Source organism: Collinsella sp. SGI.178, from assembly GCF_050313495.1.
Classification (GTDB): domain Bacteria; phylum Actinomycetota; class Coriobacteriia; order Coriobacteriales; family Coriobacteriaceae; genus Collinsella.
This window is the reverse complement of the sequence record NZ_JBNPLM010000003.1, coordinates 109,836-133,180: the sequence shown is the minus strand read 5'-3', so window position 1 is coordinate 133,180 and position 23,345 is coordinate 109,836. Positions and strand designations below refer to the sequence as shown.

Annotated in this window: 18 protein-coding genes; 6 read left to right on the top strand and 12 right to left on the bottom strand. The window is 60.0% G+C overall.

Annotation, left to right across the window (positions count from 1 at the left end):
- Positions 1-53 precede the first annotated feature (53 nt).
- Positions 54-1,289 carry a chloride channel protein gene (locus ACQRAQ_RS02030; protein WP_427793654.1) on the bottom strand — a complete coding sequence of 412 codons (1,236 nt, stop codon included), beginning with the start codon at positions 1,287-1,289 and terminating at the stop codon, positions 54-56.
- 316 nt (positions 1,290-1,605) lie between these two features.
- Here ACQRAQ_RS02030 and ACQRAQ_RS02025 point away from each other — a divergent pair, with 316 nt between their 5' ends.
- Both ACQRAQ_RS02025 and ACQRAQ_RS02020 read left to right on the top strand, forming a co-directional pair.
- Positions 1,606-2,307 (top strand): ABC transporter ATP-binding protein, encoded by a 702-nt coding sequence (locus tag ACQRAQ_RS02025; protein WP_427718202.1) that lies wholly within the window; start codon positions 1,606-1,608, stop codon positions 2,305-2,307.
- 5 nt (positions 2,308-2,312) lie between these two features.
- The gene (locus ACQRAQ_RS02020; protein ID WP_427793652.1) at positions 2,313-5,078 is read left to right on the top strand and encodes an FtsX-like permease family protein; all 2,766 of its coding nucleotides are present in this window, start codon (positions 2,313-2,315) and stop codon (positions 5,076-5,078) included.
- Positions 5,079-5,591: 513 nt separating this feature from the next.
- Here the strand turns inward: ACQRAQ_RS02020 and ACQRAQ_RS02015 are convergent.
- On the bottom strand, positions 5,592-6,671 hold the full coding sequence (locus ACQRAQ_RS02015) for a 6-phosphofructokinase (RefSeq protein WP_154514896.1): 1,080 nt from the start codon (positions 6,669-6,671) through the stop codon (positions 5,592-5,594).
- A gap of 140 nt (positions 6,672-6,811) precedes the next feature.
- The gene (locus ACQRAQ_RS02010) at positions 6,812-7,897 is read right to left on the bottom strand and encodes a carcinine hydrolase/isopenicillin-N N-acyltransferase family protein (RefSeq protein ID WP_427793651.1); all 1,086 of its coding nucleotides are present in this window, start codon (positions 7,895-7,897) and stop codon (positions 6,812-6,814) included.
- Positions 7,898-8,058: 161 nt separating this feature from the next.
- On the opposite strand from ACQRAQ_RS02010, the gene ACQRAQ_RS02005 reads away from it, so the two are divergent.
- A complete protein-coding gene (locus tag ACQRAQ_RS02005; protein ID WP_427793650.1) occupies positions 8,059-9,444 on the top strand; it encodes a M18 family aminopeptidase in 1,386 nt (461 codons plus the stop codon).
- Positions 9,445-9,729: 285 nt separating this feature from the next.
- Here ACQRAQ_RS02005 and ACQRAQ_RS02000 read toward each other — a convergent pair whose 3' ends face one another.
- The 3 genes from ACQRAQ_RS02000 to ACQRAQ_RS01990 all read right to left on the bottom strand — a co-directional run bounded on the left by ACQRAQ_RS02000 (position 9,730) and on the right by ACQRAQ_RS01990 (position 12,628).
- Positions 9,730-10,671, bottom strand: coding sequence for a D-2-hydroxyacid dehydrogenase (locus tag ACQRAQ_RS02000; protein WP_427793649.1), 942 nt, complete (start codon positions 10,669-10,671; stop codon positions 9,730-9,732).
- A gap of 123 nt (positions 10,672-10,794) precedes the next feature.
- The gene (map, locus tag ACQRAQ_RS01995) at positions 10,795-11,682 is read right to left on the bottom strand and encodes a type I methionyl aminopeptidase (protein WP_427793648.1); all 888 of its coding nucleotides are present in this window, start codon (positions 11,680-11,682) and stop codon (positions 10,795-10,797) included.
- Between the two features lie 169 nt (positions 11,683-11,851).
- On the bottom strand, positions 11,852-12,628 hold the full coding sequence (locus ACQRAQ_RS01990; RefSeq protein ID WP_427718216.1) for a radical SAM protein: 777 nt from the start codon (positions 12,626-12,628) through the stop codon (positions 11,852-11,854).
- Between the two features lie 236 nt (positions 12,629-12,864).
- On the opposite strand from ACQRAQ_RS01990, the gene ACQRAQ_RS01985 reads away from it, so the two are divergent.
- Positions 12,865-13,662 (top strand): alpha/beta fold hydrolase, encoded by a 798-nt coding sequence (locus ACQRAQ_RS01985; protein WP_427793647.1) that lies wholly within the window; start codon positions 12,865-12,867, stop codon positions 13,660-13,662.
- A gap of 211 nt (positions 13,663-13,873) precedes the next feature.
- On the top strand, positions 13,874-15,754 hold the full coding sequence (locus ACQRAQ_RS01980; RefSeq protein WP_427793645.1) for a diguanylate cyclase: 1,881 nt from the start codon (positions 13,874-13,876) through the stop codon (positions 15,752-15,754).
- Between the two features lie 71 nt (positions 15,755-15,825).
- Here ACQRAQ_RS01980 and ACQRAQ_RS01975 read toward each other — a convergent pair whose 3' ends face one another.
- From ACQRAQ_RS01975 to ACQRAQ_RS01950, 6 genes are all read right to left on the bottom strand, one after another.
- Positions 15,826-16,635 (bottom strand): gamma-glutamyl-gamma-aminobutyrate hydrolase family protein, encoded by an 810-nt coding sequence (locus ACQRAQ_RS01975; RefSeq protein WP_427793644.1) that lies wholly within the window; start codon positions 16,633-16,635, stop codon positions 15,826-15,828.
- Between the two features lie 87 nt (positions 16,636-16,722).
- Positions 16,723-17,487: an amino acid ABC transporter ATP-binding protein gene (locus ACQRAQ_RS01970; protein WP_117840240.1), complete on the bottom strand. Its 765-nt coding sequence runs from the start codon at positions 17,485-17,487 to the stop codon at positions 16,723-16,725.
- Between the two features lie 36 nt (positions 17,488-17,523).
- The gene (locus ACQRAQ_RS01965) at positions 17,524-18,357 is read right to left on the bottom strand and encodes an amino acid ABC transporter permease (RefSeq protein WP_118377108.1); all 834 of its coding nucleotides are present in this window, start codon (positions 18,355-18,357) and stop codon (positions 17,524-17,526) included.
- On the bottom strand, positions 18,354-19,013 hold the full coding sequence (locus tag ACQRAQ_RS01960) for an amino acid ABC transporter permease (protein ID WP_154514877.1): 660 nt from the start codon (positions 19,011-19,013) through the stop codon (positions 18,354-18,356). The genes ACQRAQ_RS01965 and ACQRAQ_RS01960 overlap by 4 nt, the downstream gene beginning before the upstream one ends.
- Positions 19,014-19,151: 138 nt before the next feature.
- Positions 19,152-20,147: a glutamate ABC transporter substrate-binding protein gene (locus ACQRAQ_RS01955; RefSeq protein ID WP_427718227.1), complete on the bottom strand. Its 996-nt coding sequence runs from the start codon at positions 20,145-20,147 to the stop codon at positions 19,152-19,154.
- 649 nt (positions 20,148-20,796) lie between these two features.
- Positions 20,797-22,578, bottom strand: a complete 1,782-nt coding sequence (locus ACQRAQ_RS01950; RefSeq protein ID WP_427793643.1) for a 1-deoxy-D-xylulose-5-phosphate synthase — start codon at positions 22,576-22,578, stop codon at positions 20,797-20,799.
- Positions 22,579-22,805: 227 nt separating this feature from the next.
- Between ACQRAQ_RS01950 and ACQRAQ_RS01945 the strand changes: the two genes are divergently transcribed.
- The gene (locus ACQRAQ_RS01945) at positions 22,806-23,342 is read left to right on the top strand and encodes an HD domain-containing protein (RefSeq protein WP_427793642.1); all 537 of its coding nucleotides are present in this window, start codon (positions 22,806-22,808) and stop codon (positions 23,340-23,342) included.
- The last annotated feature ends 3 nt before the right edge of the window (positions 23,343-23,345 follow it).

Below are 23,345 nucleotides of genomic sequence, written 5' to 3'. Positions count from 1 at the left end.
AGCCTCAGAGTGGGACGCCGTTTCCGGTTGAGACCACCTGCTTGGACATCTTTCTACGCCCGCTTCTGCAGGGCGTAGATCGACTTATCCATGTTGAACAGGTAAGCCACGACGCAGACAATAAAGAACATCGGCAGATTACCAAAGCCGAAGACCTCGCAGCCAATAAGGATGGGTGCGAGCAGCGTATTGGTGGCGCTGCCAAAGACGGCTGCGTAGCCCAGCGCGGCGCAGAACTCGGCGGGCATGCCGAGAATCCCGGCGAGTACGACGCCCAGGCTGGCTCCGATGGAAAACAGCGGCGTCACCTCGCCACCCTGATATCCTGCGGCAAGTGTGGCGATGGTGAGTACGAATTTGAGCGCCCAGTCCCAAGGCATGATGGCGACCTTACCGTTACCGTTGAGCGCCGCCGATATCAGGTTGGTGCCAAGGCCGCAGTATCGACCCTGCCACAGTGCGAACAGAATCGCCGATAGCGCGATGCCGATAGCGGCGATGCGCGCATAGGGGTTGGGGAGCAGCCGCGCCGCAAGGGTCTTGGCATGGGCAAGGCACCAGGCAAAGGCACCGCCTACCATGCCAAACGCGATGCCTAGTACCGCAAGCCGTCCAAGACCGGGGAGATCAAGCGCGCATGAGGCGACAACGGCGACCTCGAACTTATCGAGTCCCAGAGCGCCGGAGGTCATACTTGCGGCGAGCGAGGCTGTAAGCGCGGGAAACAGCGCGCGGTATTCCATGCGTCCTGCGACCAGTACTTCGATAGCAAAGACCGTGGCAGCAAGGGGCGTTCGAAAGAGCCCGGCAAAGCCGGCGGCCATGCCGATAAGCAAAAACGTGTTGCCGGGGTCTCGGAAAGGTAGACGTCGGCCGATCCAATGTGAGACGGTTGCACCGATCTGCACGGCCACGCCCTCGCGTCCCGCACTGCCGCCAAAGAGGTGCGTCCCCCACGTGCTCAGCATAATGAGCGGCACCAAGCGCGGCGAGATGGCGTCCTCACGCCCGTGGCCTACGTCGAATACCAGGCTCATGCCGCGGTCGGTACCCTTGCCCCAAGCGCGGTAGGCAAACACGATGGCAAGGCCCATAAGGGCGAGGAAGGGGAGGAGCAGGGTGATGTGTTCGTCGCGGAAGGCGCCGATCGCCAAAAGCACGCGTCCAAAGAGCGCGCAGATGGCGCCAACGATGATACCGACGGGGATTCCGACGGCACCCATAAGCACAAGACCGCTATAGGTGTTGAGCAGACGTTTGATTCTGCTCGATGCGCTGCTTTCCGACACTTCTCCTCCAAAACAAAAAAAGACTCCTGCCGCGGCGTGATGCCTAGGGGCATCACGTAACAGCAGAAGTCATCAGCAACAAGGCGGTTTAGGGTAACGCGGCAGCTTGGCTGGCGCACCCAACGGAGACATTCATTCCGTAGCGGCATCATAGCGGTGGATACGGTTTGGGTCAAATGGTTGCCGTGGACAGTCCTGGTGCCTGCCCGCACCCCTCGTTTCCCCATATAAAACCTACCAAAATAAACCTGTCCCTTTTTGGTCGGTGCGAAATGGGTAATACTAAAGAGTTATCCGACCAGATGGGAATTAATCGATGGCTTATATCGAATTCAAAGACGTCGTCAAAGCATACGGCGAGGGTGACGCCCGCATTCACGCGCTCGATGGCGCGAGCTTTACGGTCGAGCGTGGCGAGCTCGCCATCATTTTGGGTGCTTCGGGTGCCGGCAAGACCACGGCGCTCAACATTCTGGGCGGCATGGATACGGCGACTTCCGGCACCGTAACGGTGGATGGGCGCGACGTGAGTTCCGCCAATGAGGCGCAGCTCGTGGAATACCGCCGCGCCGACGTCGGCTTTGTCTTCCAGTTCTATAACCTGGTTCCCAACCTGACGGCGCTCGAAAACGTCGAGCTCGCGGCGCAAATCTGCCCCGATTCGTTCGATGCCGAACAGACACTTCGCCAGGTTGGCCTGGGCGAGCGCCTCGCCAACTTCCCCGCGCAGCTTTCGGGCGGCGAGCAGCAGCGCGTGTCCATCGCCCGCGCACTGGCCAAGAACCCCAAGCTGCTCCTGTGCGATGAGCCCACGGGCGCGCTCGACTACAAAACCGGCAAGCAGATCTTGCAGCTGCTGCAGGATACCTGCCGCAAGCAGGGCATTACGGTCATCATCATCACGCACAACTCCGCGCTCGCGCCCATGGCCGATCGCCTGATCTGCTTTAAGAGCGGTCGTGTGGAGAGCGAGACGGTCCAGCAAAATCCCGTGCCTATCGAGACGATCGAGTGGTAGCGCCCATGGACCAAGATCGCCAAAACAGCCAAAACCACGATACGGAGCACGTGGGTCACGATCGGGAGTTCGCGACCTACCGTACCGCTCAAAGCTCAAATGATATGGCGCCGACGGTTTTTCGCCGTGGCATCTCCCGCACAATCCGAGGCAGTCTTAAGCGCTTCCTATCTATCGTGGTCATTACCGCGCTCGGAGTGAGCGTGATGTGCGGTCTTAAGGCGGGCTGCGAGGATCTGCGCGATTCGGTCGACGTCTATTTTGACCAGCAGAATGTCTATGACATTAACGTGCAGTCGACCTATGGCCTTACGCGCGACGATCTTGCGGCCATTCAAGAGGTCGACGGCGTCGAGACGGCCGAGGGCATCTACACCGAGACCGCCTACACCGCCGTGGGTACCACGCGCGAGCGTGTAGTCGTTCAGAGCCTTTCCAGGAAGAATATCGATCAACCGGTGCTGGTGAGCGGCGATTTGCCCGAGAGCGCCGGCGAGGTCGCGGTGACTTCGAAGTTCCTGAAGGCTTCGGGCAAAAAGCTCGGCGACACGGTGAGTTTTGCCGCCAATGACGCGAGCTCGTCGAACCAAAGCGCCAAGGACCAGTTTGCCGCGGGTGATTACACCATTACGGCCGAGGTCCTCGATCCTACTGATGTGAGCTCCGACTCGACAGTCAACGCCTTTCGCGCTGCTTCGGCTGCGGACTATAAGTTCTATGTGAGCGAGGATGCCGCGACATCTTCTTCCTACTCCGCGGTCCACGTGATCGTCGAGGGAGCCAAGAGCCTCAACTCCTATTCAGATGCCTACACGACAAAGATCAACGAGGTCAAGGGTAATATCGAGAAGATTCGCGACGAGCGTGAGAAGGTGCGCGCCCAAGAGCTGACGGTCGACGCGCCGGCAAGCTTAGATGCCTCCGAGCGCCAGGCGAATATGCTCTTTGGGATTGAGCAGGACAACATCAACCGCATGCCCCAGGGCAGTGAGGAGCGCGCTCGGGCTCAGGCCGATTTGGACCAGCGCCGCGCCGCCACCGACCAGCAGTTTGCCGATGCACGCGCCGAGCTTTCCGATCTGGGCGAATGCACTTGGTACATCCAGGATCGCGGTAACATCGCAAGCTACTCAAGCGTCGAGAGCGACAGCTCTTCGATTGAGGCCATCGCCACGGTTTTCCCATTTATTTTCTTTGTCGTAGCCGTACTCATCAGCCTTACCACCGCCACTCGTATGGTCGAGGAGGAGCGCACGCTCATTGGCCTGTACAAGGCGCTCGGCTATTCACGCGGGCGAATCCTGTCCAAATACGTGGACTACTCGCTGTGGGCATGTCTGTTTGGCGGCGTACTCGGCAACATCATCGGATTTGTGGGGTTGCCGCTGTTTCTGTTTACGGTGTTCGACGACATGTACTCACTGCCCCAGATGCTGCTTTCGTACGACATCGTGTCCTCGATCGTCTCGGTGGCGCTGTTTACCGTGGGCGTGGTGGGTGCCACGATTATCGCCTGCCGCCACGAGATGGCCGAGACCCCAGCCTCGCTTATGCGTCCCAAGGCCCCGCGAGCCGGCTCGCGCATCTTGCTTGAGCGCATCGGCTTTATTTGGCGCCGCATGGGCTTTTTGAACAAGGTGGCAGCGCGTAACCTGTTCCGCTACAAAAAACGTGCCTTTATGACCATCTTCGGTATCGCCGGCTGCACGGCGCTCGTGATCTGCGGTATGGGCATCCGCGATACGTCGGTGGCGCTTTCGCCCAAACAGTACGGGCACATCACGCGCTATGACTTGCTGGCGGTCGCCAATCCCGATGACTATGCTCAGACGTGTGCGGCGCTGGAAGAGCGTAGCGCGGCCAGCGACTCCGGCGTACGCGTGACCTCGACCCTGCCGATTATGACCGACAACGTCACCTTTACGTTTGGCGGTAAGAGCGAGACCGTACAGCTCATCGTGATTCCCGACGACCGCACGGGTGACTTGGGCGATTACGTGCGCCTGGAGGATGAGTCCAAAGAACCGCTCGCCCTGCGTGACGGGGACGTGTATTTAAGCAAGAGTTCACAGCTGGTGCTGGGGATTCAGCCGGGCGATACGGCGCAGGTCCAGGATTCGTCGCTCAATGTTACCAAGGTCAAGGTTAGCGATATCTCGCTCAATTATTTGGGCAACACGCTTTATATGACGCAGGGCACCTATGAGCGCGCGTTCGGCCGAAGCGCGCGTCTTAACGGCATCTTTGTGCTGCTTAAGGGCTCGTCGGCCGACCAGATTGCGTTTAGCAAGAAGCTTAAGAGTGACGGTTGGCTTACGATTTCGAGTACGGCCGAGCATTGGGAGAACTATGAGTCGAACTTTACGATTATCAATTCGGTCGTAGTGCTTGTGACCTTTATGGCGGCGTGCCTGTCGTTTGTGGTGGTGTTTACGCTGTCTAATACGAATATTTCGGAGCGCGAACGCGAGCTGGCGACCATCAAGGTGCTGGGCTTTCGCCGTGGCGAGGTGCACCACTACGTCAATAAGGAGACGTTGATCCTTACGGCGATTGGCACCGCACTGGGCGTGCCGCTGGGTGGCCTGCTTGCCGAGAGCTTTACGTACGTTCTTCAGATGCCGTCGCTGTACTTTGATGTTGAGGTCGAGCCGCTGAGTTTCGTGCTCGCTGTGGTGCTTTCGTTTGGCTTTACGTTTATCGTCAACCTCGCCACCAATCGTACCCTCAACAAGATTGACATGGTCGGTGCCCTCAAGAGCGCCGAGTAACCTGTTCTTGGATTCAAGTTGTAGCGAGCTGTGACGTGCCGCAGTCGCTTTATTGCATAAACCGCCCCGCAGAATGCATATTTTGGCGGGGCGGTTGCTTTTTACCCGCAGGTACCCCCAGGGGCGGCGTGCAAATTCCGGAGAATTCAGCATTCCGGAGTCCACGAGTATGGGAGCGGGCGCACAAAACTGCGCTGAAAGCCCTGATTCTGAGCTCCCAACGCCTCAAGAGCCGCTCGTTTTTACAAGATGTGGCCCATGGCGCCTGCCTTTCGCCCAAAATTCAGTATGCAGGCACCCTCGGCTGCTGAAAACTCCCAAAAATGCACGGCGCCTCCTGCCCTAGGCACCCGCAGCAAGAAGACGAATAGCCTCGGCGAGCATGTAAACGCAGGGCCCTCCGACCCCGACCGACGATTTCGATTGGCGACCTTTGACGGAGTCAAGGGAGGAGCCAAATCGAAATACGTTGGGCGGGGTCGGAGGGCCCGATGGGATGGATTTCGGCCGAGGCTATTCGTCGCCGAAGCTGATGCCCAGCGCCTTGGCCTCGCGTACCAGGTCGCTCTGGGGATCGACAAACTTGAGCTTGCCGGCGACCTCCTCGAGCGGCATGTGGCACATCTTGCCGTCACGCAGGGCAATCATGTAGCCAAACTCGCCGCGTAGGCAGCCCAGTGCCGCCTCGACGCCGCACTGGGTCGCAAAGATGCGGTCCTGGGCGTCGGGCTGACCGCCGCGCTGCGTGTGGCCGGGGATGGCGACGCGGGTCTCGCGACCGGTCTTGGCCTCGATTTCCTTGGCAATGTCGTAGACAATCGACGGACTCGTGCGCTCGGCGAGCTTCTTCTTGTACTCCTTCTTGGGCAGCGCCGCGTCCTCCTTGGAGATAGCGCCCTCGGCGACGGCCACGATCGTAAAGCGGCTGCCGGTCTCCATGCGATGCTCGATGGTCTTGATGACGTTACCCATGTCGTAGGGAATCTCGGGAATCAGGATGACGTCCGCGCCGCCCGCGACGCCGGCGTACAGCGGGATCCAGCCAACCTTGTGGCCCATGATCTCGATAACGAACACGCGGCCGTGACTCGAGGCGGTGGTGTGGATGTCGTCGATGCACTTGGTGGCGACGTCGATGGCGCTCGTAAAGCCAAACGTCATTTCGGTGCCCCAGGTGTCGTTATCGATGGTCTTGGGCAGAGCGATAACGTTGAGGCCCTCTTCGCGCAGGCGGTTGGCGGTCTTGGTGGAGCCGTTGCCGCCCAGCATAAACAGGCAGTCGAGTTGCAGCTTGTGATAGGTGTGGACCATCGCAGGCACCTTCTCGACACCGTCGGCCTCGGGAATGTCCAGGCGCTTGAACGGCGTGCGGCTCGTGCCCAAAATGGTGCCGCCGCGGGTGAGGATGCCGCTAAAATCGGCGGGCGTCATGACGCGGAACCTGCTGTAGATAAGGCCCTGGTAGCCGTCCTCAAAACCATAAATCTCGATAGGTTCTTCGCTATTGGTCATAAGCGTTTTGACGATGCCGCGCATGGTGGCGTTGAGCGCCTGACAGTCGCCGCCGCTGGTAAGAAGACCGATCCTAAGCATGATGAATCCTTCCGGGCAAGTTATAACATGCGCATAAGTTTACCCCCGCACACTGTTGATACGGGGGTAAAACGTGTTAGCTCAAGCGTATAGAAATGTAAACAACGTCAGGCGAGCGTAAGGTCGACGGGCCTGGCTCCTTACAGTGCGAAGACGTCGACGTCGCCCCAGTGGCGGCGCAGCGTAATAGCGGCGGCGGGTTCGGTATTGTCAAAGACGACCGACCATTGCGTATTGCTGGTGATGTCTCCCTGTTTGGGCTCTTGCGCTGCGGCGCGCAGGGCTTCCCAGGCAATCGTTTCGTCCTGGGCACCGACATGGGCGTCAAGGACATCGGCAATTGCGACGGCGCGCTCTTTACCATGGCCCAGCTCGCCGTTCTTTTGGTTGGGCAGCACTTCGTCGCCATAGCAGGGGTAGAAGTTCGTAACCTGGCGTACAGGAGTCGCTTTGAAAGCGCGGTCCGGATCGTGCGGATCCCACTCTACTACGCGCGCGTCACCGGTGGCGTCGTTGATAAAGAAGTGATAATCGCGTCCTGCCATGGCGTGCATATCGTAGGCGGAAAGCAGGTCGACAGCTTCTTGTGTGGTGGCGGCACGGTCGAGTACCAGGCGGATGGCGAGCGAGGTATTGATGACAGGGCGTTGCGTGTCCTGGTCACAGGGCTTGGAATCCAGGGTGAGTACGGCAACGGACACGCCGCATTCGTTAACACCGTCGAGCTGGGCAAACGGACCCATGAGTGCGGCGGCGCGTCCGGCGACGGAGTCAAGCGGAGTGTTATCGCCCAGGTTGTTAAGGGCGGCAAACCCGATGGAGGCATAGCCGCCGCGTGGGTGATTGCGCACCAGCAGCGCCGAGGTGTCGTCCTTAAAGTCGTAATTGCGACCGGTGCGCACGCGGCCTTCGGCATCTACGGCGACAAAAGCGCTGCAGGCAAACTGGGGAGCCTGGACATGTGCCGGCACACCGGGCAGCACCTGCGCCACCACGGCATCGATGTAGGCCTGGTCGTCGCGCACGCCAGCGGCGATGATGCGATCAAGATCGTAGTCGTAGGCGATGTCGATTGCGTACAGGTCATAGCCATCCGCGTAGCCGGTCAAGCGTTTGAGCGACGCGGCGGACTTGATTTGCTTGCGGTAAAGGATACCGGTGGCAGCGGCAAGGCCGACGGCGACTCCCGCGACACCGCAGGCGATGGCAATGTTACGTGGCTTCATGACGGCTCCTCTCGTCCTGTTGGCGTAATTATCGCAAAAGGAGCGCGGGCATGATGGCTCAACCTGGTGAGTGGCACGGGATTAAACATGGAATGAAGAGTGCGGCGCTGTCGTGGCGGGGTATGCTGGAGGGGACCATCAACCCAGCGAAAGGGGAGAGCATGACGGATCAGGAAACGCCCGAACGCGCGCATGTGACGGCCGACGATATCGAGGCCGCCAACGACCTTATCGACTTTATCGAGGCGTGCCCCAGCATGTTCCATACGGCGGCGACCATTATGGCCGAGCTCGACGAGGCGGGCTTTACCTACCTGCCCGAGAATGCGGCGTGGGACATCGAGCCGGGCGGGCGTTATTACACGCAGCGCAACACCTCGAGCGTTATCGCCTTTAAGGTGGGCGAGGACCTGGCCGCGACGTGGGGCGAGGACGGCGTTGCCGGCGACTATCATTTTCAGCTCACGGCGTCGCACAGCGATTCTCCGACGTTTAAGGTCAAGGCCGTGCCCGAGCTTGACGGCGCGGGCGAGACGCTGCGCCTGAACACCGAGGCCTACGGCGGCATGATCGACTACACCTGGTTCGATCGCCCGTTGGCGCTGGCTGGACGCGTGCTGGTGCGCGAGGGCGACCGTATTGAGAGCCGCCTGCTTGCCACCGAGCGCGAGGTCGCTATCATTCCGAGCCTTGCTATCCATATGAACCGTGGCGTCAATGAGGGCTTTGCACCCAACCGCGCTGTCGACCTGTGCCCGCTCATCAGCGCCGGCGAGCTTAAGCAGGGCGACTTTGATGCTCTGATCGCCGACGAACTGGACGTCGAGCCCGAGCAGATTCTGGGCCGCGATCTGTTCCTGGTCAATCGTCAGGACGCGCGCATTTGGGGCTGGGCCGACGAGTTTATCTCGACGCCCAAGCTCGACGACCTAGCCTGCGCCTACACCTCGCTGCAGGCATTTTTGGGCGCTGAGAATGCGCATGACATCTCGGTCTTTTGCTGCTTCGACAACGAGGAGGTTGGCTCCGAGACCAAGCAGGGCGCCATGTCGACGTTCTTGGCCGATGCGTTGCGTCGCATTAACGGGTCGCTGGGCTTTGATGACGAGTCGTACCACCGTGCGCTTGCCGCCTCGATGCTCGTGAGCTGCGACAACGCGCACGCCGTGCATCCCAACCACGCCGAAAAGTGCGATGCCCACAACCAGGTCGTGCTCAACGGCGGTATCGTCATCAAGGAAGCCGCCAACCAGCACTACTGCACCGATGCCTTTAGCCGCGCAGTGTTCCAGGCCATCTGCGATGACGCAGACGTGCCCACGCAAGCCTTTGCCAACAAGAGCGATATGGCGGGTGGCTCCACGCTCGGCAATCTGTCCAATATGCAGGCGAGCATGCACGCCGTGGACGTGGGCCTGCCGCAGCTGGCCATGCACTCGAGCTACGAGACCGGTGGCGTGCGCGACGTGATGTACGCGATCCGTGCCCTCACGGCTTTCTACGAGCGCGACCTAAACATCAACGGTGCCGAAAGTGTGGAGCTCTAAAACCTGCCAAAAAAGGACGGGTTTATTTTGGCAGGTTTTATCTGGGCAAATGCCGCAATGTCAACGGTAAGACGGAGCTGCTAAGGCTTGCAGATGAAGCCGACGCCAGCGAAACCGCCGCAGGTAGAGCAAAAGTCAGCGAGAGCCCGCCGTTTGAGCCAAGGTGCCGTGAAATGAAAAGGCGCTGACCTTCTGGTCGCGCCTTTGAAATTGAACGGCAGATTGGCCAAACGGCGGGCTCGCAGCGTCGAGGGGTTCCGGCGTTTGGTAAAACGCCGGAACAATCTAATGCTCAATCCAACAACGTAAAGTTTCGCCAGCCAGCAGGTGACGCAGATTCTCCGCGGCAATGTCGACCACATTGTTGAGCGTAGCCTCCAAGTGAAACCAGCCGGAGACGTGCGGCGTGATGAGCATGTTGGGTGCATCCCACAGCGGGCTTGTGGCGGGCAGCGGCTCGGGATCGGTGACGTCGACCGCGGCGCCGGCGAGATGTCCCGATTCCAGAGCGGCAACCAGGTCGTCGGCGACCACAAGATCGCCGCGGCCGCCGTTGGCAAAGAACGCGCCCGGCTTCATCGCGGCGAAGAACTCGGCGTTCGCCAGGCCGCGGGTCTCGGGCGTGCTGGGCATAAAGGATGCGACGATGTCGGCCTCTGCCAGGCGCTCAGGCAGGGCATCCATGCCGTCCATGTCCTCAAACACAATGGGGTAGACGAGCGGATGGCGCTTGATGCCGCGGACGTGCGCACCCATGCTGCGGCAGAGCGTGGCAAAGTGGCCACCGATATCGCCTGCGCCCAGCACCAGCACGTTGGCGTTTTTGAGCGAGGTGACCGGCCCCAAATCCTCCCAGCGATGCTCGCGCTGCAAGTCGTGATAGCCGGGCAGGCGCTTCATCATGGAAAGGACCATGGCAAACATGTGCTCGCTCACGGCCTGACCGTAGGCGCCGATCGAGCAAGACAGCTTGGCTTCAGCCGGCACGGTGCCGGCGGCGAGGTAGTCGTCATAGCCGGCGGTCTGCAATTGCAACAGCTGGAGATGGTCGCATGCCGTGAGCATGTCAGGGTCGATGTTGCCCAGGATCACGTCGGCATCGGCGACCTGTTCGCGCGTGATGTCGCCGGCGCTCGTGTAGATAAAATCCTCGCCCGGAGCGCTCGACTCAAGAATTGCACGATGGCGGTCGTTGACGGGCAGCAAAACCAGGATGTTCACAAGCATTCCTCTCCGCTCAACCTGCCAAAAAGGGACAGGTTTATTTTGGCAGGTTTTATCTGGCAAAACGTTCAAATAAAACGCCGGAGGCAAGACGAGCGTGCCCGTCAGCATCCGGCGCATCTACGGCTACCAGCTCAGCAGATCGTAGCCGTCCTCGGTCACCACGAGCTGTACCTCGCACTGGGCCGAGTCGCTGCCGTCCTTGGTGCGCACGCACCACCCATCGCCCTTGCTAATCTTAATGTCGGGTGCTCCGGCGTTGACCATGGGCTCGATAGTAAAGACCATGCCCGGAACCATGATAGTGTCCACGTCGGGCGCCTCGGTGGTAAAGCCCACAAACGGGTCCTCGTGGAACTCCTTGCCAATGCCGTGTCCGCCGTACTCGCGCACCACACTAAAACCGGCGTCCTCGACCGTCTTTTGTACGGCCTCGGCCATCACGGAGAGCGGCAGCCATGGCTTGACGGCTGCCAGACCCGCCTCTACGCTGGCGCGGGTGACGTCGACCAAGCGCTGGCGCTCGGCCGAGACCTTGCCGATGCAGAACATGCGGCTCGAGTCGCTAAAATAGCCGTCTAAGATCGTTGAGCAGTCCACGTTGATGATGTCGCCCTCGTGCAGTACGTCCGTATCGCAGGGAATACCGTGGCAGACTACGTCATTGATCGAGGTACACACGCTCTTGGGGTAGCCCTCGTAGTTGAGGTCGGCCGGCGTTCCACCATGCTCGACGGTGTAGTCGTAGATCATCTGGTCGATCTGGTTGGTGGTCATGCCCGCGGCGATATGCTCACCCACATAATCGAGCACGCCCACGTTGATGGCGGCCGAGCGCTTGATGCCCTCGATATCGGCAGGCGTCTTATAGAGCGTGCGGGGCAGGACGTTCCAGCCCTCTTCCCACAGGCGCTCGAGGCGCTCATCAAAGGAGCTGTGACATTTCTTGTATTTTTTGCCGCTGCCGCACCAGCAAGCGTCGTTGCGGCCGGGTACGGGTCCTTTGTCATACATGGCTAACTTCCTTTCATCCGAGGCTAGTATAGCCCACCCGCAAAGCAGCTAATTTGGGACGGGGCTTTTTTGACTGCTTTTGTCCGCGCGGCCTTGCGCCGCCCATATCGCTCCCAAAAGCAGTCAAAAAAGCCCCGTCCCAAATTAGCTGCTCTTGGGCAGACGGGTGCTAGTAACTCACCTGGCAGGGGATGCCGAGGGCGCGCACGCGTGCGGCAATCGCGTCGAGCGCCTCGGGAGCCGCTTTAGCAAGGCCGGCGATCGGTGTCTCGCGCGCCACCGTGTAGATGGTCGCTTCTTGTGGGCGAATGCGCTCAAGCGCCGCGAGCCAGGGGCCGACGTATTCGTCGCCCGTGTTGTCAATAGACTTGCCTTGGTACTCGCCGGTTAGGAATAGCGTCTGGATAATAACGTGGCCATCAAAGCTCGCGAACGTCTCGATCTGGTGCTCGACGTCGTAGGGACCAACGGGCTGGTCGAGCAGCTGGATAAATGCCGGATCGACCGTATCGAGCTTGAGGATGTTGTCGTCGACCATCATGAGCGCATCATGCACCTGGGGACGGTCGGCGCGCGTGCCGTTGGAAAGCACGGCGATCTTGGTGTTTGGGGCAAGCTCGTCGCGCAGCGCGACGGCACCGGCGATGGCCTGCGGAAACTCCGGTGCGGCAGTGGGCTCGCCGTTGCCTGCGAAGGTGATCACATCGGGGAGCTCGCCCTCGGCTGCCATCTCGCGCAGCTTTGCTTCGAGCGCGTCGAGTACTACGGCGGCTGTGTTGCACGGCTCATGGCAGGGGCGCTCGGCGTTGAGGCCGTTTTCGCAGTACATGCAGTCAAAGGTGCAAATCTTGCCGCTGGCAGGCATCATGTTGACGCCGAGCGAGAGTCCAAGGCGTCGGCTGCGGACGGGCCCAAAGATGGGGCTGGCATTCAAAAACGTAGACATAGGCATATGCTCCTCGGGACAGTTGTACTTAAGCATAGCATTGGCCCCCGTGCCAATCGCGGGTCTGGACACTGTTGTCTAAGCCGAAACTGTGCAGCCTGGTGAGTTTTCGGAACCCTATCATGAAAGGGTGCGAGTCGGGTACAGTAAACGCACTTAAGTATGCGCAACATGGCGCCAGACTATCCAAGTCGCACCTCGGTGCGGCCTGATGGCGTTGACGATAGGATCACAACATGGATTTTACGGTCGAAAATGCGGGCACCACGATTGCCTGCCGCGAGTATGCCGGCCCGGATGTATCGTCCGATGCGCCCGCCTTGGTGTGCGTGCACGGTGCGTGCGTCGACGGCACATTTTTTGACGGCATCGCCCACGAGCTCGCCTGTGGCTATCGCGTTATTGCCTATGACCGCCGTGGTTGCGGCGAGAGCGACGATGCGGCAGACGGACGCTACGATCTGGCAGTTCAGGCTGCCGACCTGCGAGCTGTTATCCAACATGCTGGCGCCCCGGCAAATGTCCTCGCGCACAGTGCCGGTACGCTGGTGGCCCTGGAGCTTCTCCGTGCAAACCCCGCCATAATCTCGCGTGCGATTCTGCATGAACCTGCCGTGACGGATGAGGGCGCCGGCCTGGGCGCGGCCCCGGTTTTGCTCGAGATGATCGCTGCGGGAAAGGTCTCCAGGGCGTTACGGGCCTTCCTTGGCGCCATCGGCGATTCGGACCCTGAGGCCCCCAAGTTAACCGAGGCAGAAGCCAAGCATGCCCTGCGCAACGGCCGCAGTTTCATGGCAAACGAATACGGGATTACTATGACCTGCGTTCCCGATTGGGATAGCGTTCGCGCGTCGAAAACGGTGGCCGCCGTGCTCTTGGGTGAACTCTCGATTGGCACGCCCCGCGAGGCGGGCACGAGGATGGCGGCTGAGCTTTTGGACTGTCCACTCGTAATGGTTCCCGGCGCGCACAACGGCCTGCGCGATCGCCCGGCAGCGGCTGCCCAGACTGTTCGTGGCATCCTGGGGCTCTAGCGCTTGCAATAGCCGAAACAGCCTTCACCCGCAAACGTTTCGGCCGTGTTAACAAATGTGCTCAAAACCTCACGTCTGCGGCTTCAATCGCGTCGCCTGCCAACTCATAAAAATGTAACAGCATTCACGTGCTTACCTGCATCGGCAAGGTGTTACCCTTGTAACATTTGGAACCCATCGCTACCATGCGAAACTATCGAAAGGGCCCCATATGCTCAATAGTCACGAGGCCAATCTAACCGACGAGGAGGCTGCCGCTGAGGTCGCCCGCGTCGCGAAGACCTACCCCGTGGTGCGTTTGCTGTCGGCCGATCAGATTAAGAGCGAGCCTAACTGCTTGCTCGCCGGCGATCGCTGCCCTTGTCTGCGTCAGTCGAGTCTTGAGGCCTTGGCAGATTCGGGTGAGGTGTCGGAGCAACTGCTCAACGATGGTGTTGAGTACCGCGCCCGTCTGCGCCCTCTAAAGGTCGAGGGTGAGCCTCACGTCTTGCTGATGGTGCGTCCGATTGATGAGCAAGAGGCCACAGAAGAGGACCTTGTCTACACCGACGTGCTGACGGGCGTGCGCAATCGCCGATATTACGAGGAAAAGCTCCGTAGCGCCCGCATGAATGCCGGCGTTGCGATGATCGACCTTGATGATTTTAGGGTCGTCAATGATACGTGTGGCCGTCATGCCGGCGACCTTGCGCTCGGTGCTGTGGCGACAGCCATACGCAGCGGAATTCGTTCGACTGACGAGCTTGTGCGCTATGGCTGCGACAAGTTTGTGGTCGTCATGCCCAATATTCCCTCCGATGACTTCACCCGTCGCCTGCATCAGGTATCCGATGCCGTTCATGCCACGATTATTCCGGGCCATGAGTACGTGAGCTTGACGGCATGTGTTGGTGGCGTTCGCATTCATGGCGAGACGGTCGATGAGGGCGTTGGCCGCGCTGTCCAGTTACTGAGCCACGCTAAGACAAAAGCCGGTACGGTCGTGACCGATGCCGATTCCATCGAGGCCTTCCAAAGCCAAAAGCCCCTGGTGCTGATTGCCGACGATTCCAAAGTGAGCCGGTCCATCCTCGGTGAGATGCTCAAGGACGACTATCGCATTCTAGAAGCCGATAGCGGTCGCGCCACGCTCGATGCGGTTGACCGTTATGGTGGCGACCTGTCCCTCGTGCTGCTCGATATTGTCATGTCGGACATGAGCGGCTGTGAGGTGCTGGCCGAGCTTTCGCGTCAGGCAGCCCTCGATAGCCTACCTGTTATTATGATCTCGAGCGAAGATGCCGACGACGTGGTGTTACGTGCTTACGATTTGGGCGCCTCGGACTATATCAGTCGCCCGTTCGATGACCGCATTGTGCGTCGTCGCGTCAACAATATTATTCGACTGTATACCAAACAGCGTCGTCTGACGAGTCTGCTGTCGCAGCAGTACAATGCGCGCGTCAATAACAGCCGTATACTCGTCGACATCATGGCGAGCGTCATGGAAGTCCGTAATGGCGAAAGCGGCAGGCATGTCACGCATATCGAGAAGTTGACTGAGCTGCTGCTTGGCGACTTGGCGCGACGGAGCGACAAGTACTCTCTTGGCAACGAGGAGCGTTCTTCGATTGCGTTGGCGTCGGCGCTGCACGATATCGGCAAGATGTCGATCGACGATGCGATTCTCAACAAGCCCGGACGTCTGACGCCCGAAGAGTTTGAAATAATGAAGACGCATACTACCATTGGCGCCGACATGCTGCGCAATCTGGGCGGAAACCATGAAGGAAGTGCCCTTTTGGACTATGCGTACCAAATCGCCCGCTGGCATCATGAACGTTGGGATGGTACGGGCTATCCTGACGGTCTTAAGGGCGACGATATCCCCATTGCCGCTCAGGTGGTCTCGGTGGCCGATGTGTACGATGCGTTGACGAGCGTGCGTGTGTACAAGGACGCCATTTCGCAAGAAGAGGCGATTCGGATGATTCTGGACGGTGAGTGCGGCGCTTTCAATCCGCTGCTTATCGAGTGTCTGCTCGAAGTGCGCGATCGCATTGCCGAGACGCTGGAGCGCCCTGCGGACGTTGTCGCGTTCCCTTCGGTTTAAGCTAGGCAAAGGGACGCCCCGTCGGACCATGTGGCCGGCGGGGCGTCCTTATCTGATGTGCGGTTCGCGAACTAGCGGGCCTGCTTTACCTTGGCCGCCGCCTCGACAAACGACTTCCACAGGTTAAAGTCGGTCTCGAGCGTCTGCCAGGTGTACTCGGGATGCCATTGCACGCCCAGGCAGAAAGGCTGGCCTTCGACTTCGATGCACTCGGGAACGCCGTCGGTTGCCTTGGCGACCAAGCGCGTGCTCTTACCCAGACGCTCGACGCAGCAGTGGTGTGCGGAGTTGGTCTGGATCAGCCTGTGCCCGCCAACCGCGCGCTCCAGAAGCGAGCCCGGCACGACCTCGACGGGATGCACGGGGTCGTTGAGCACGTGGGTATGGCGCCACTGCGTGCGGCCCTCGCGCGCGCCCAGGCTCGGTACGTCCATGCACAGGGTGCCGCCAGTGGCGACGTTGAGCAGCTGCGTGCCGCGGCAGGTGGTAAAGAGCGGTTTTTTGGCGCGGAGCACCTCGTCGACCAGCTTAAACTCAAAGCTATCGCGGATCTCGCAGCAGAGGGTGGGGTCGTAGGGTCGATCATCGCCCCAACGTTTGGGATTGACATCGGGGCCGCCGGGAATGGCGATGCCGTCAGCGATATCGACGTAATGACGGATGACCTCAATGTCCTCGGTGATGGACATCTGCAGCGGCAGGCCGCCGGCGGCAAGGATGGCATCGACAAAGACGCTGGCGATTTCCTCGTTGGGGGAGAGCGTCTCGCTCAAAAACGGCTTTGCCTCTTCCCAACGCGGCGCCACCAGGATGAGCGGACGGTCGGAGGGGGCAACGTCGACGTGCGGGGTATAGGACGAGGAAGTACGTGTTCCGATCATGGGTGCTGCTTTCGAATCTGAAGGTGACAGGGCGCATGAGAGACGTGGGACAACACTTTCAATGGATTTGTCCCACGGGGTTGCTGGTTAGTGGCCCTTGATGGAGTTGAGGAAGTCCTGGGCGCGCTTGGTCTGGGGGTGGTCGAAGAACTCGTCGGGCGTGCCGGTTTCCACGATTTGGCCGTCGGCCATAAACACGACGCGGTCGGCCACGCGGCGGGCAAAGTTCATCTCGTGCGTAATGACGATCATCGTCATGCCCTGCTGGGCCAGACGGACCATGACCTCGAGCACCTCGTTGATCATCTCGGGGTCAAGGGCGCTCGTGGGCTCATCAAAAAGCATGGCCTTGGGTTGCATGGCAAGCGAGCGGGCGATGGCTACGCGCTGCTGCTGGCCGCCCGAGAGCTGTGCGGGCACCTTATCGGCCTGCTCGGCCACGCCCACGCGGCCCAGCAGGTCCATGGCGCGCTCGCGGGCCTCGTCCTTGGAGACGCCCAGCACGTCGACCGGTCCCAGCATGACGTTCTGCAGCACGGTCATATGTGCGAACAGGTTGAACTGCTGAAACACCATGCCCAGCTCGGCACGCATACGGGCAAGGTCCTTGCCTTCCTGCGGCAGGGGCTCGCCTTCGATGAGGATCTCGCCCGAGTCGATGGTTTCCAAGCGGTTGATGGTTCGGCACATGGTCGACTTGCCCGAGCCCGAGGGGCCGATCACGACGACGACCTCGCCGCGGTCGACCGAGAGATTGATGTCGTTGAGGACGTGCAGATCGCCATAGTGCTTATCGACGTGCTTGAGCTCGATCAGCGGCTGATTGCCGGTGGAAGAGGTGCTCTGTGCCATGGTGCTCGGCTCCTTATGACTGGAAATGGTAAAGCGTTAGCGGATGATGGTCGCGCCGGTCTTGTGCGAAACGTAGACAGCGGCCTTGTTGATCGCGACGTTGATGAGGATGTAGATGACCGCGATTACCAGGTAGACCGACACGAGGGCGTCGTAGTTGGTAATGAGCACGCGGGCATTTTGCATGAGGTCGGGGTAGCTCACCACGTAAGCGACGGTGGTGTCTTTGACTACGACCACAAGCTGCGAAATCAACGAGGGAATGATAAACCGAATCGCCTGCGGCAGCACGATTTTAAAGGTGATTTTAGCTTTGGAGAGACCGAGCGCTTGGGCTGCCTCGACCTGCCCACGCGGCACGGCGTTGACGCCCGCGCGAAAGATCTCGGCCAGCACGCCGGCTGCAGCGAGCGCGACGGGGAGCGTGAGCATCCAAAACGACGGCAGCGCAATTTTGTACTGAGGCAGCACCAAAAAGAAGAAGTAGATGAACAGCAGGCTCGGTACGCCGCGGAAGAAATCGGTGAGCACGCGGCAGACCAGCTGCAGCGGCTTAATGTCGCTGGTGCGGCCGAGCATAAGGGCTAGGCCCAACACCAGCGCGATGGCGCCAGCGGTGAGTGCGACTTTAACGGTGCCCTCAAAGCCGGCAAGCAGGAACTTCCAAGTGGTGAGGTGCGTAAAGAAATACCAATAGTGAACCGAAAGCTGACCGGTCACATAAAAGCGCTGCAACACGAGGACGGCGAGCGCGGCGACGGCAACAAGCGAGATAGCGGTGCCGATGCGAATCTTGGTGCGCATCTTGGGGCCGGGAGCCTCGTAGAGCGCATCGCGCATGGTGAGCGCAGAAGAGGAGTGCTTGCTCATCGGAGGATCCTCACCTTCTTATCGATGTAGTTGCCAATGTGGCTCACCACAAAGGCCGTGCCCAGGTAGCCGAGCGCCGAGATAAAGAACGCGGCGACGCCGCCGAGCGAGCGCGTGTTGATGTAGCTCACCACGCCGGTGAGCTCCTGCGGTTGAAGCGGTACCTGGCTGCCGAGTGCGGTGGTGAGCATGACGGCGATAAAGAGGTTGGTCATGGGCAGCACGCTCGAGCGCAGTGCTTGCGGAATCACGATCTTGGCGAGGATTCGGCTGAAGCTCATGCCGAGCGAGCGCGCGGCTTCCACCTGGCCGACGCCGACGGTGTTGATGCCGCTCATAAAGTTCTCGGAGCCAAAGGCCGAGCCCAAAAGGACCGTGGCGACGATAACGCAGGTGCGGTAGGGCAGGACGACCTTGAGCGGCGGCAGCGCATAGACGACGATGATAAGCAGCGCGATGCCGGGGATGTTACGGAAGACCTGAACATACAGGTCGCCAAAAATGCGCAGCGGCTTGAGCGGCGACACGCGCATCACGGTGACAGCGACGGCCAGCACCATGGCGATGGCAAACGACTCAAGCGTCATGCCCCAGGTTGCTAGCAGCGCGTCGATATAGTTCTGGCCATAGAGCGACCAGAGCTCGGAGAGACTCATGCGGACCTCCCGCCGATAAGGAAAGGGGCTCCCGTGTGTACGGAAGCCCCGACAACTCAGTGTGGAAACAGTTTAGCGCAATAAAGCGCATCGTGCGTTTCCGTATGGTTTCGTAGCGGCCGTTACTGGGCTCGCTGTCTAGGCGCCGATCTCGGGCAGCTCGGGAACGTTGGTGTCGCCCGTGCGATCGCCGATGCAGATCTGCCACAGCTCGGTCCAGGTGCCATCGTCCTCGATCTTCTTAAGGAAGTCGTTGACAAAGGCGACGCCGTCGGAATCGAGCGGCAGGCCGATGCCGTAGGGCTCTTTGCTGCCGAAGGGCTTGCCGGCGATCTTGTACTTACCGGGCTCGCGGACCAGGGCGCTCTGCTGCATATTGTTGTCGATGACGTAGGCGTCAACGCGGCCCTGCTGAAGTGCCTGACGGGCCTCCTCGTCGGTCTTGAACTCCTGCTGGCTGGCCTTGGGGGCGAACTCCTCCAGGATGGCGGGGCCGTTGGAGCCGGACTGGACGGCGACGTTCTTGTCGGCCAGGTCGTCGACGCTCTTGATGTCGTCGTTGTCGGCGAGCACCAGGATGGCCTGCTGGGTGTAGTAGTAGGGGCCGGCAAAGGAGACAAGCTTCTTGCGCTCATCGGTAATGGTGTAGGTGGCAAAGACGGCATCGACCTGGCCGTTCTGCAGGACGGACTCACGCGTGTCCGAGGTCACCTGGGTGATCTCGACCTTGTTCTCGCCCAGAATGTAGTTGGACAGGAGCTGCGCGATGCCGGCGTCGAAGCCACGGGTCTTGCCGTCCTTCTCGTTGAGGAGGGAGAAGAGCGTGGAGGTCTGAACGCCACCAATCTTAAAGACGCCGGCGTCCTTGACGGCCGTGGCCCAGGTGCTGGCGGCGATGGCGTCATCATCGGCCTTGGGGCCGTTGTCGACGAGCTTGTCGAATGCCTTGGCATCGAGCGTGGTGGAAGCCTCGGTGTCCTCGGGGCTCTTGGAGGAGCCGGCGGCAGAACCCTTGTCGGCCTCGGCGCTGGTGTCGGAGCAGCCGGCAAGACCAAGGCCGGCGACGGTTGCAAAGGTGGCGGCGATGAAGCCGCGACGGTCGAGAACGACCTGCTGGGAGAGGTTCTTGCTCATGGTAGAACACCTTTCTCAATAAAATCCCTAGCGGTTGAATAGAGTTATACCCTATCGCGCTCAAATGGGTCAACACGAAATAACTCAGAAACATACTTACCTTATGGGTAATTCTACCTACCAAAAAGGGACAGGTTTATTTTGGCAGGTTTTATCTGGGCAAACGTCAGTTATTGCAGCTGAGATAGCGTTTTGCAGACGGCATGGTCGCTCGCGGCGGTCGCTATAATGGCGGCAACGCGACATATATAAGTAAGGAGATCGCGTATGAACGGCTATTCGTTTTTCGCGCCGACCATGACTTAAAACTACCACAAAGGGGACGGGTACCTTTGTGGTGATTCTTGCAGATGTGGCGGCCTGCCTCGCTGTTTTGTCTCAATCTGTAACATCTGCAGCCATTTTTGCCGAGTAACTGTTACAGATTGAGATTTTCTCTTTAGGGGGACTTGAGTGTCTCGATCTGTAACATCTGGACGGACAAAAGGTCTCTATCTGTTACAGATTGAGACAAACAACAGGGGCAAAGACGGTTTGTCTAGATCTGTAACAATTGGGCGAGGATTTGTCCTCTAGGTGTTACAGATCGAGACAATTGAGTTGGGAAAATAAAAACCTCCGCAGGGGTGCTTCCCTTGCGGAGGTTTTTCTACTCGTTCAGCAGGCGTACCGCTTCGGCGGCCATATTCTCAACCGTCATGCCGTTCTGAGCAAGCAACTCGTTGGGGTCGTAGCGGTCGGGAAAGCCCTTGGCGATGCCAAAGGTGCGCGTGCGCACGGGCGTGCAGGACAAGTAGCACGCGACGCGCTCGCCCCAGCCACCGTCCAAGATGCCGTCCTCGAGGGTGACGACAACGCGATGCTCGGCGGCAAGGCCATCGAGAGACTCGCGGTCAAGCTCGGTTGCAAAGCGCGGGTTGACGAGCGTGGCCTCTATGCCGTATTCGGCAGCCAAGCGGTTTGTCACGCGCTCGCCCAGCTCAAAGAAATCGCCAAGCGCGAGCACGGCAACGTCGCGGCCCTGACGCACCACGTCGTAGCGAACGGCGCTGTAGTCGGTGTCTTCGGCGGGCGCCAAATCGGGGCGGCTAACCAGGCCAATGCCCGGAACGCGGATCGCCACGGGATGCTCGCGGTGGTCGAGCGACCAGCTCAGCATGGACAGGTATTCCTCCATGCAGGCCGGTGCCAGATAGCGCATGTTGGGAAGTCCGCCCAGCATGGATATATCAAAGAACGAGAGGTGCGTCTCGGAAGTGGTGCCAAAGATCGACGCGCCAAACACCAGGATGGTTGCGGGGGTGTCGTTGAGGCACAGGTCGTGCCACAGCTCGTCGTAGGCGCGCTGCAAAAACGTGCCGTACACACCAAAGACTGGCTTGGCGCCCGAGCGCGCAAGCGCGGTGGCAAAGGTCACGGCGTGCTCCTCGGCAATGCCCACATCGACGAACTGTTTGCCGGCCGCGGCGCGAAGCTCGGGTGTAAAGCCCATGATGTAGGGCGTGGCGGCCGTGATGCCCACGACCCGCGGATCGCGCTCGATGGCGGCGCTGAGTGCCTCGCCCGTAATGTCGGCATAGGTGCGCGGCGCAGGCTCGCTCGGATGGCCCGGGCAGAGCTTGCGCCCGGTTGCCATGTCAAACGGACCCACATGGTGCCAGCGCTCGGGGTCGCTCTGGGCCGGCTCAAAGCCCTTGCCCTTGGCGGTGGAGACGTGCAGCACGATGGGATGATCGATATTGCGTAGTTCCTGCAGCGCGTCGACGAGGGCTAACACATCGTTACCGGTGTCCAGATAGCGGTAGTCGAGCCCCATCGCGCGGAAAACGTTGCGCTCACAGGCGCCGTTGCTGGCGCGCAGATCGGCCAGATTGCGATACAGGCCGCCATGGTTTTCGGCGATGGACTGGTCGTTATCGTTGACGATGATGATCAAGTTGCTGTCGAGCTCGGTGGCGTTGTTAAAGCCCTCAAACGCCAGGCCGCCCGAAAGCGAGCCGTCGCCAATAACGGTAATGACGTTATACGTGTCGCCCGCCAGGTCACGAGCGTGCGCAAGGCCGCAGCCCAGGCTCACCGACGTGGAGGTATGGCCCATGGCAAACAGGTCGTGCTCGGACTCGTCGGGATTGGCAAAGCCAGAAGCCTCACCATAACGCTCCGGATCGATATAGGTGTACGCGCGCCCCGTCAGCGCCTTGTGGGCGTAGGTCTGGTGCGAAACGTCAAAGACAATCTTGTCGATGGGGGAGTTAAACACGCGATGAAGCGCAACCGTAAGCTCAACGACGCCCAGGTTGGGGGCAACGTGCCCACCGACGGCGGCGGAGCTTTCGAGGATTGCCTGGCGGATCTCGCCGCAGAGCAGCGGAAGCTCGGCGCGGTCGAGAGCCTTGACGTCCTCGGGCGTTGTCGTTTGCGTAAGCAGCATCGTTGTGGGTTACTCCATGCGAATCGAGCGCCGGCGCTCCCTCGGCCGGCACAATTGCACAAAACAGTCTCGCACATTTTGGCGTTTGATATGTGACGGCGGCGCGGTAATTCGCCAACTGGTGGGACAAAACGTTTTGTCCGATGCCATACTGGTAGATTCGATGATGATTAATTCAATGCGTGCAGGCTGTGGCTTGTCGCCGTGTGTCGCTGGAAGGAGGCAGCATGTCCGATGTCGTTCGTGCCGAGAAAATCGCGTGCGAAGTAGACCATGCTGCCCGTCAGCTCGCCCAGGCGGGCCGCTTGGACCTGACGCGCGAGTTTATCCAGCATGGCGATGTGACGGTCTATGCACATGTGACTTCGGTAGCGCGGGCGAGCCTGTCCTTTGCCGAGCGCTTGGGCCGTGTCGGTATCTCGGTCGACCGCGCCTCGTTGCTGCGCGGAGCCCTGCTGCACGATTACTTTCTTTATGACTGGCACGATCCCGACCCAAGCCATCGCCTGCACGGATTTCGGCATCCGTTTTTTGCCCTGGCGCGTGCGGAAGAAGATTTTGAGCTGACGTCGCGCGAGCGGAATATTATCGTGCGGCATATGTTTCCGCTGGTGCCGGTGCCGCCGACGTGTCGTGAGGCATGGATTGTGTGCCTGGCGGATAAATGGTGTGCTCTGCGCGAGACGATTGTCGGCCGTCTGCCGCGCAAGGACGAGGCAGACGATGGCGTGAGTGAAGATTCGAGCGAAAAGAGGAGAGGGTAGACG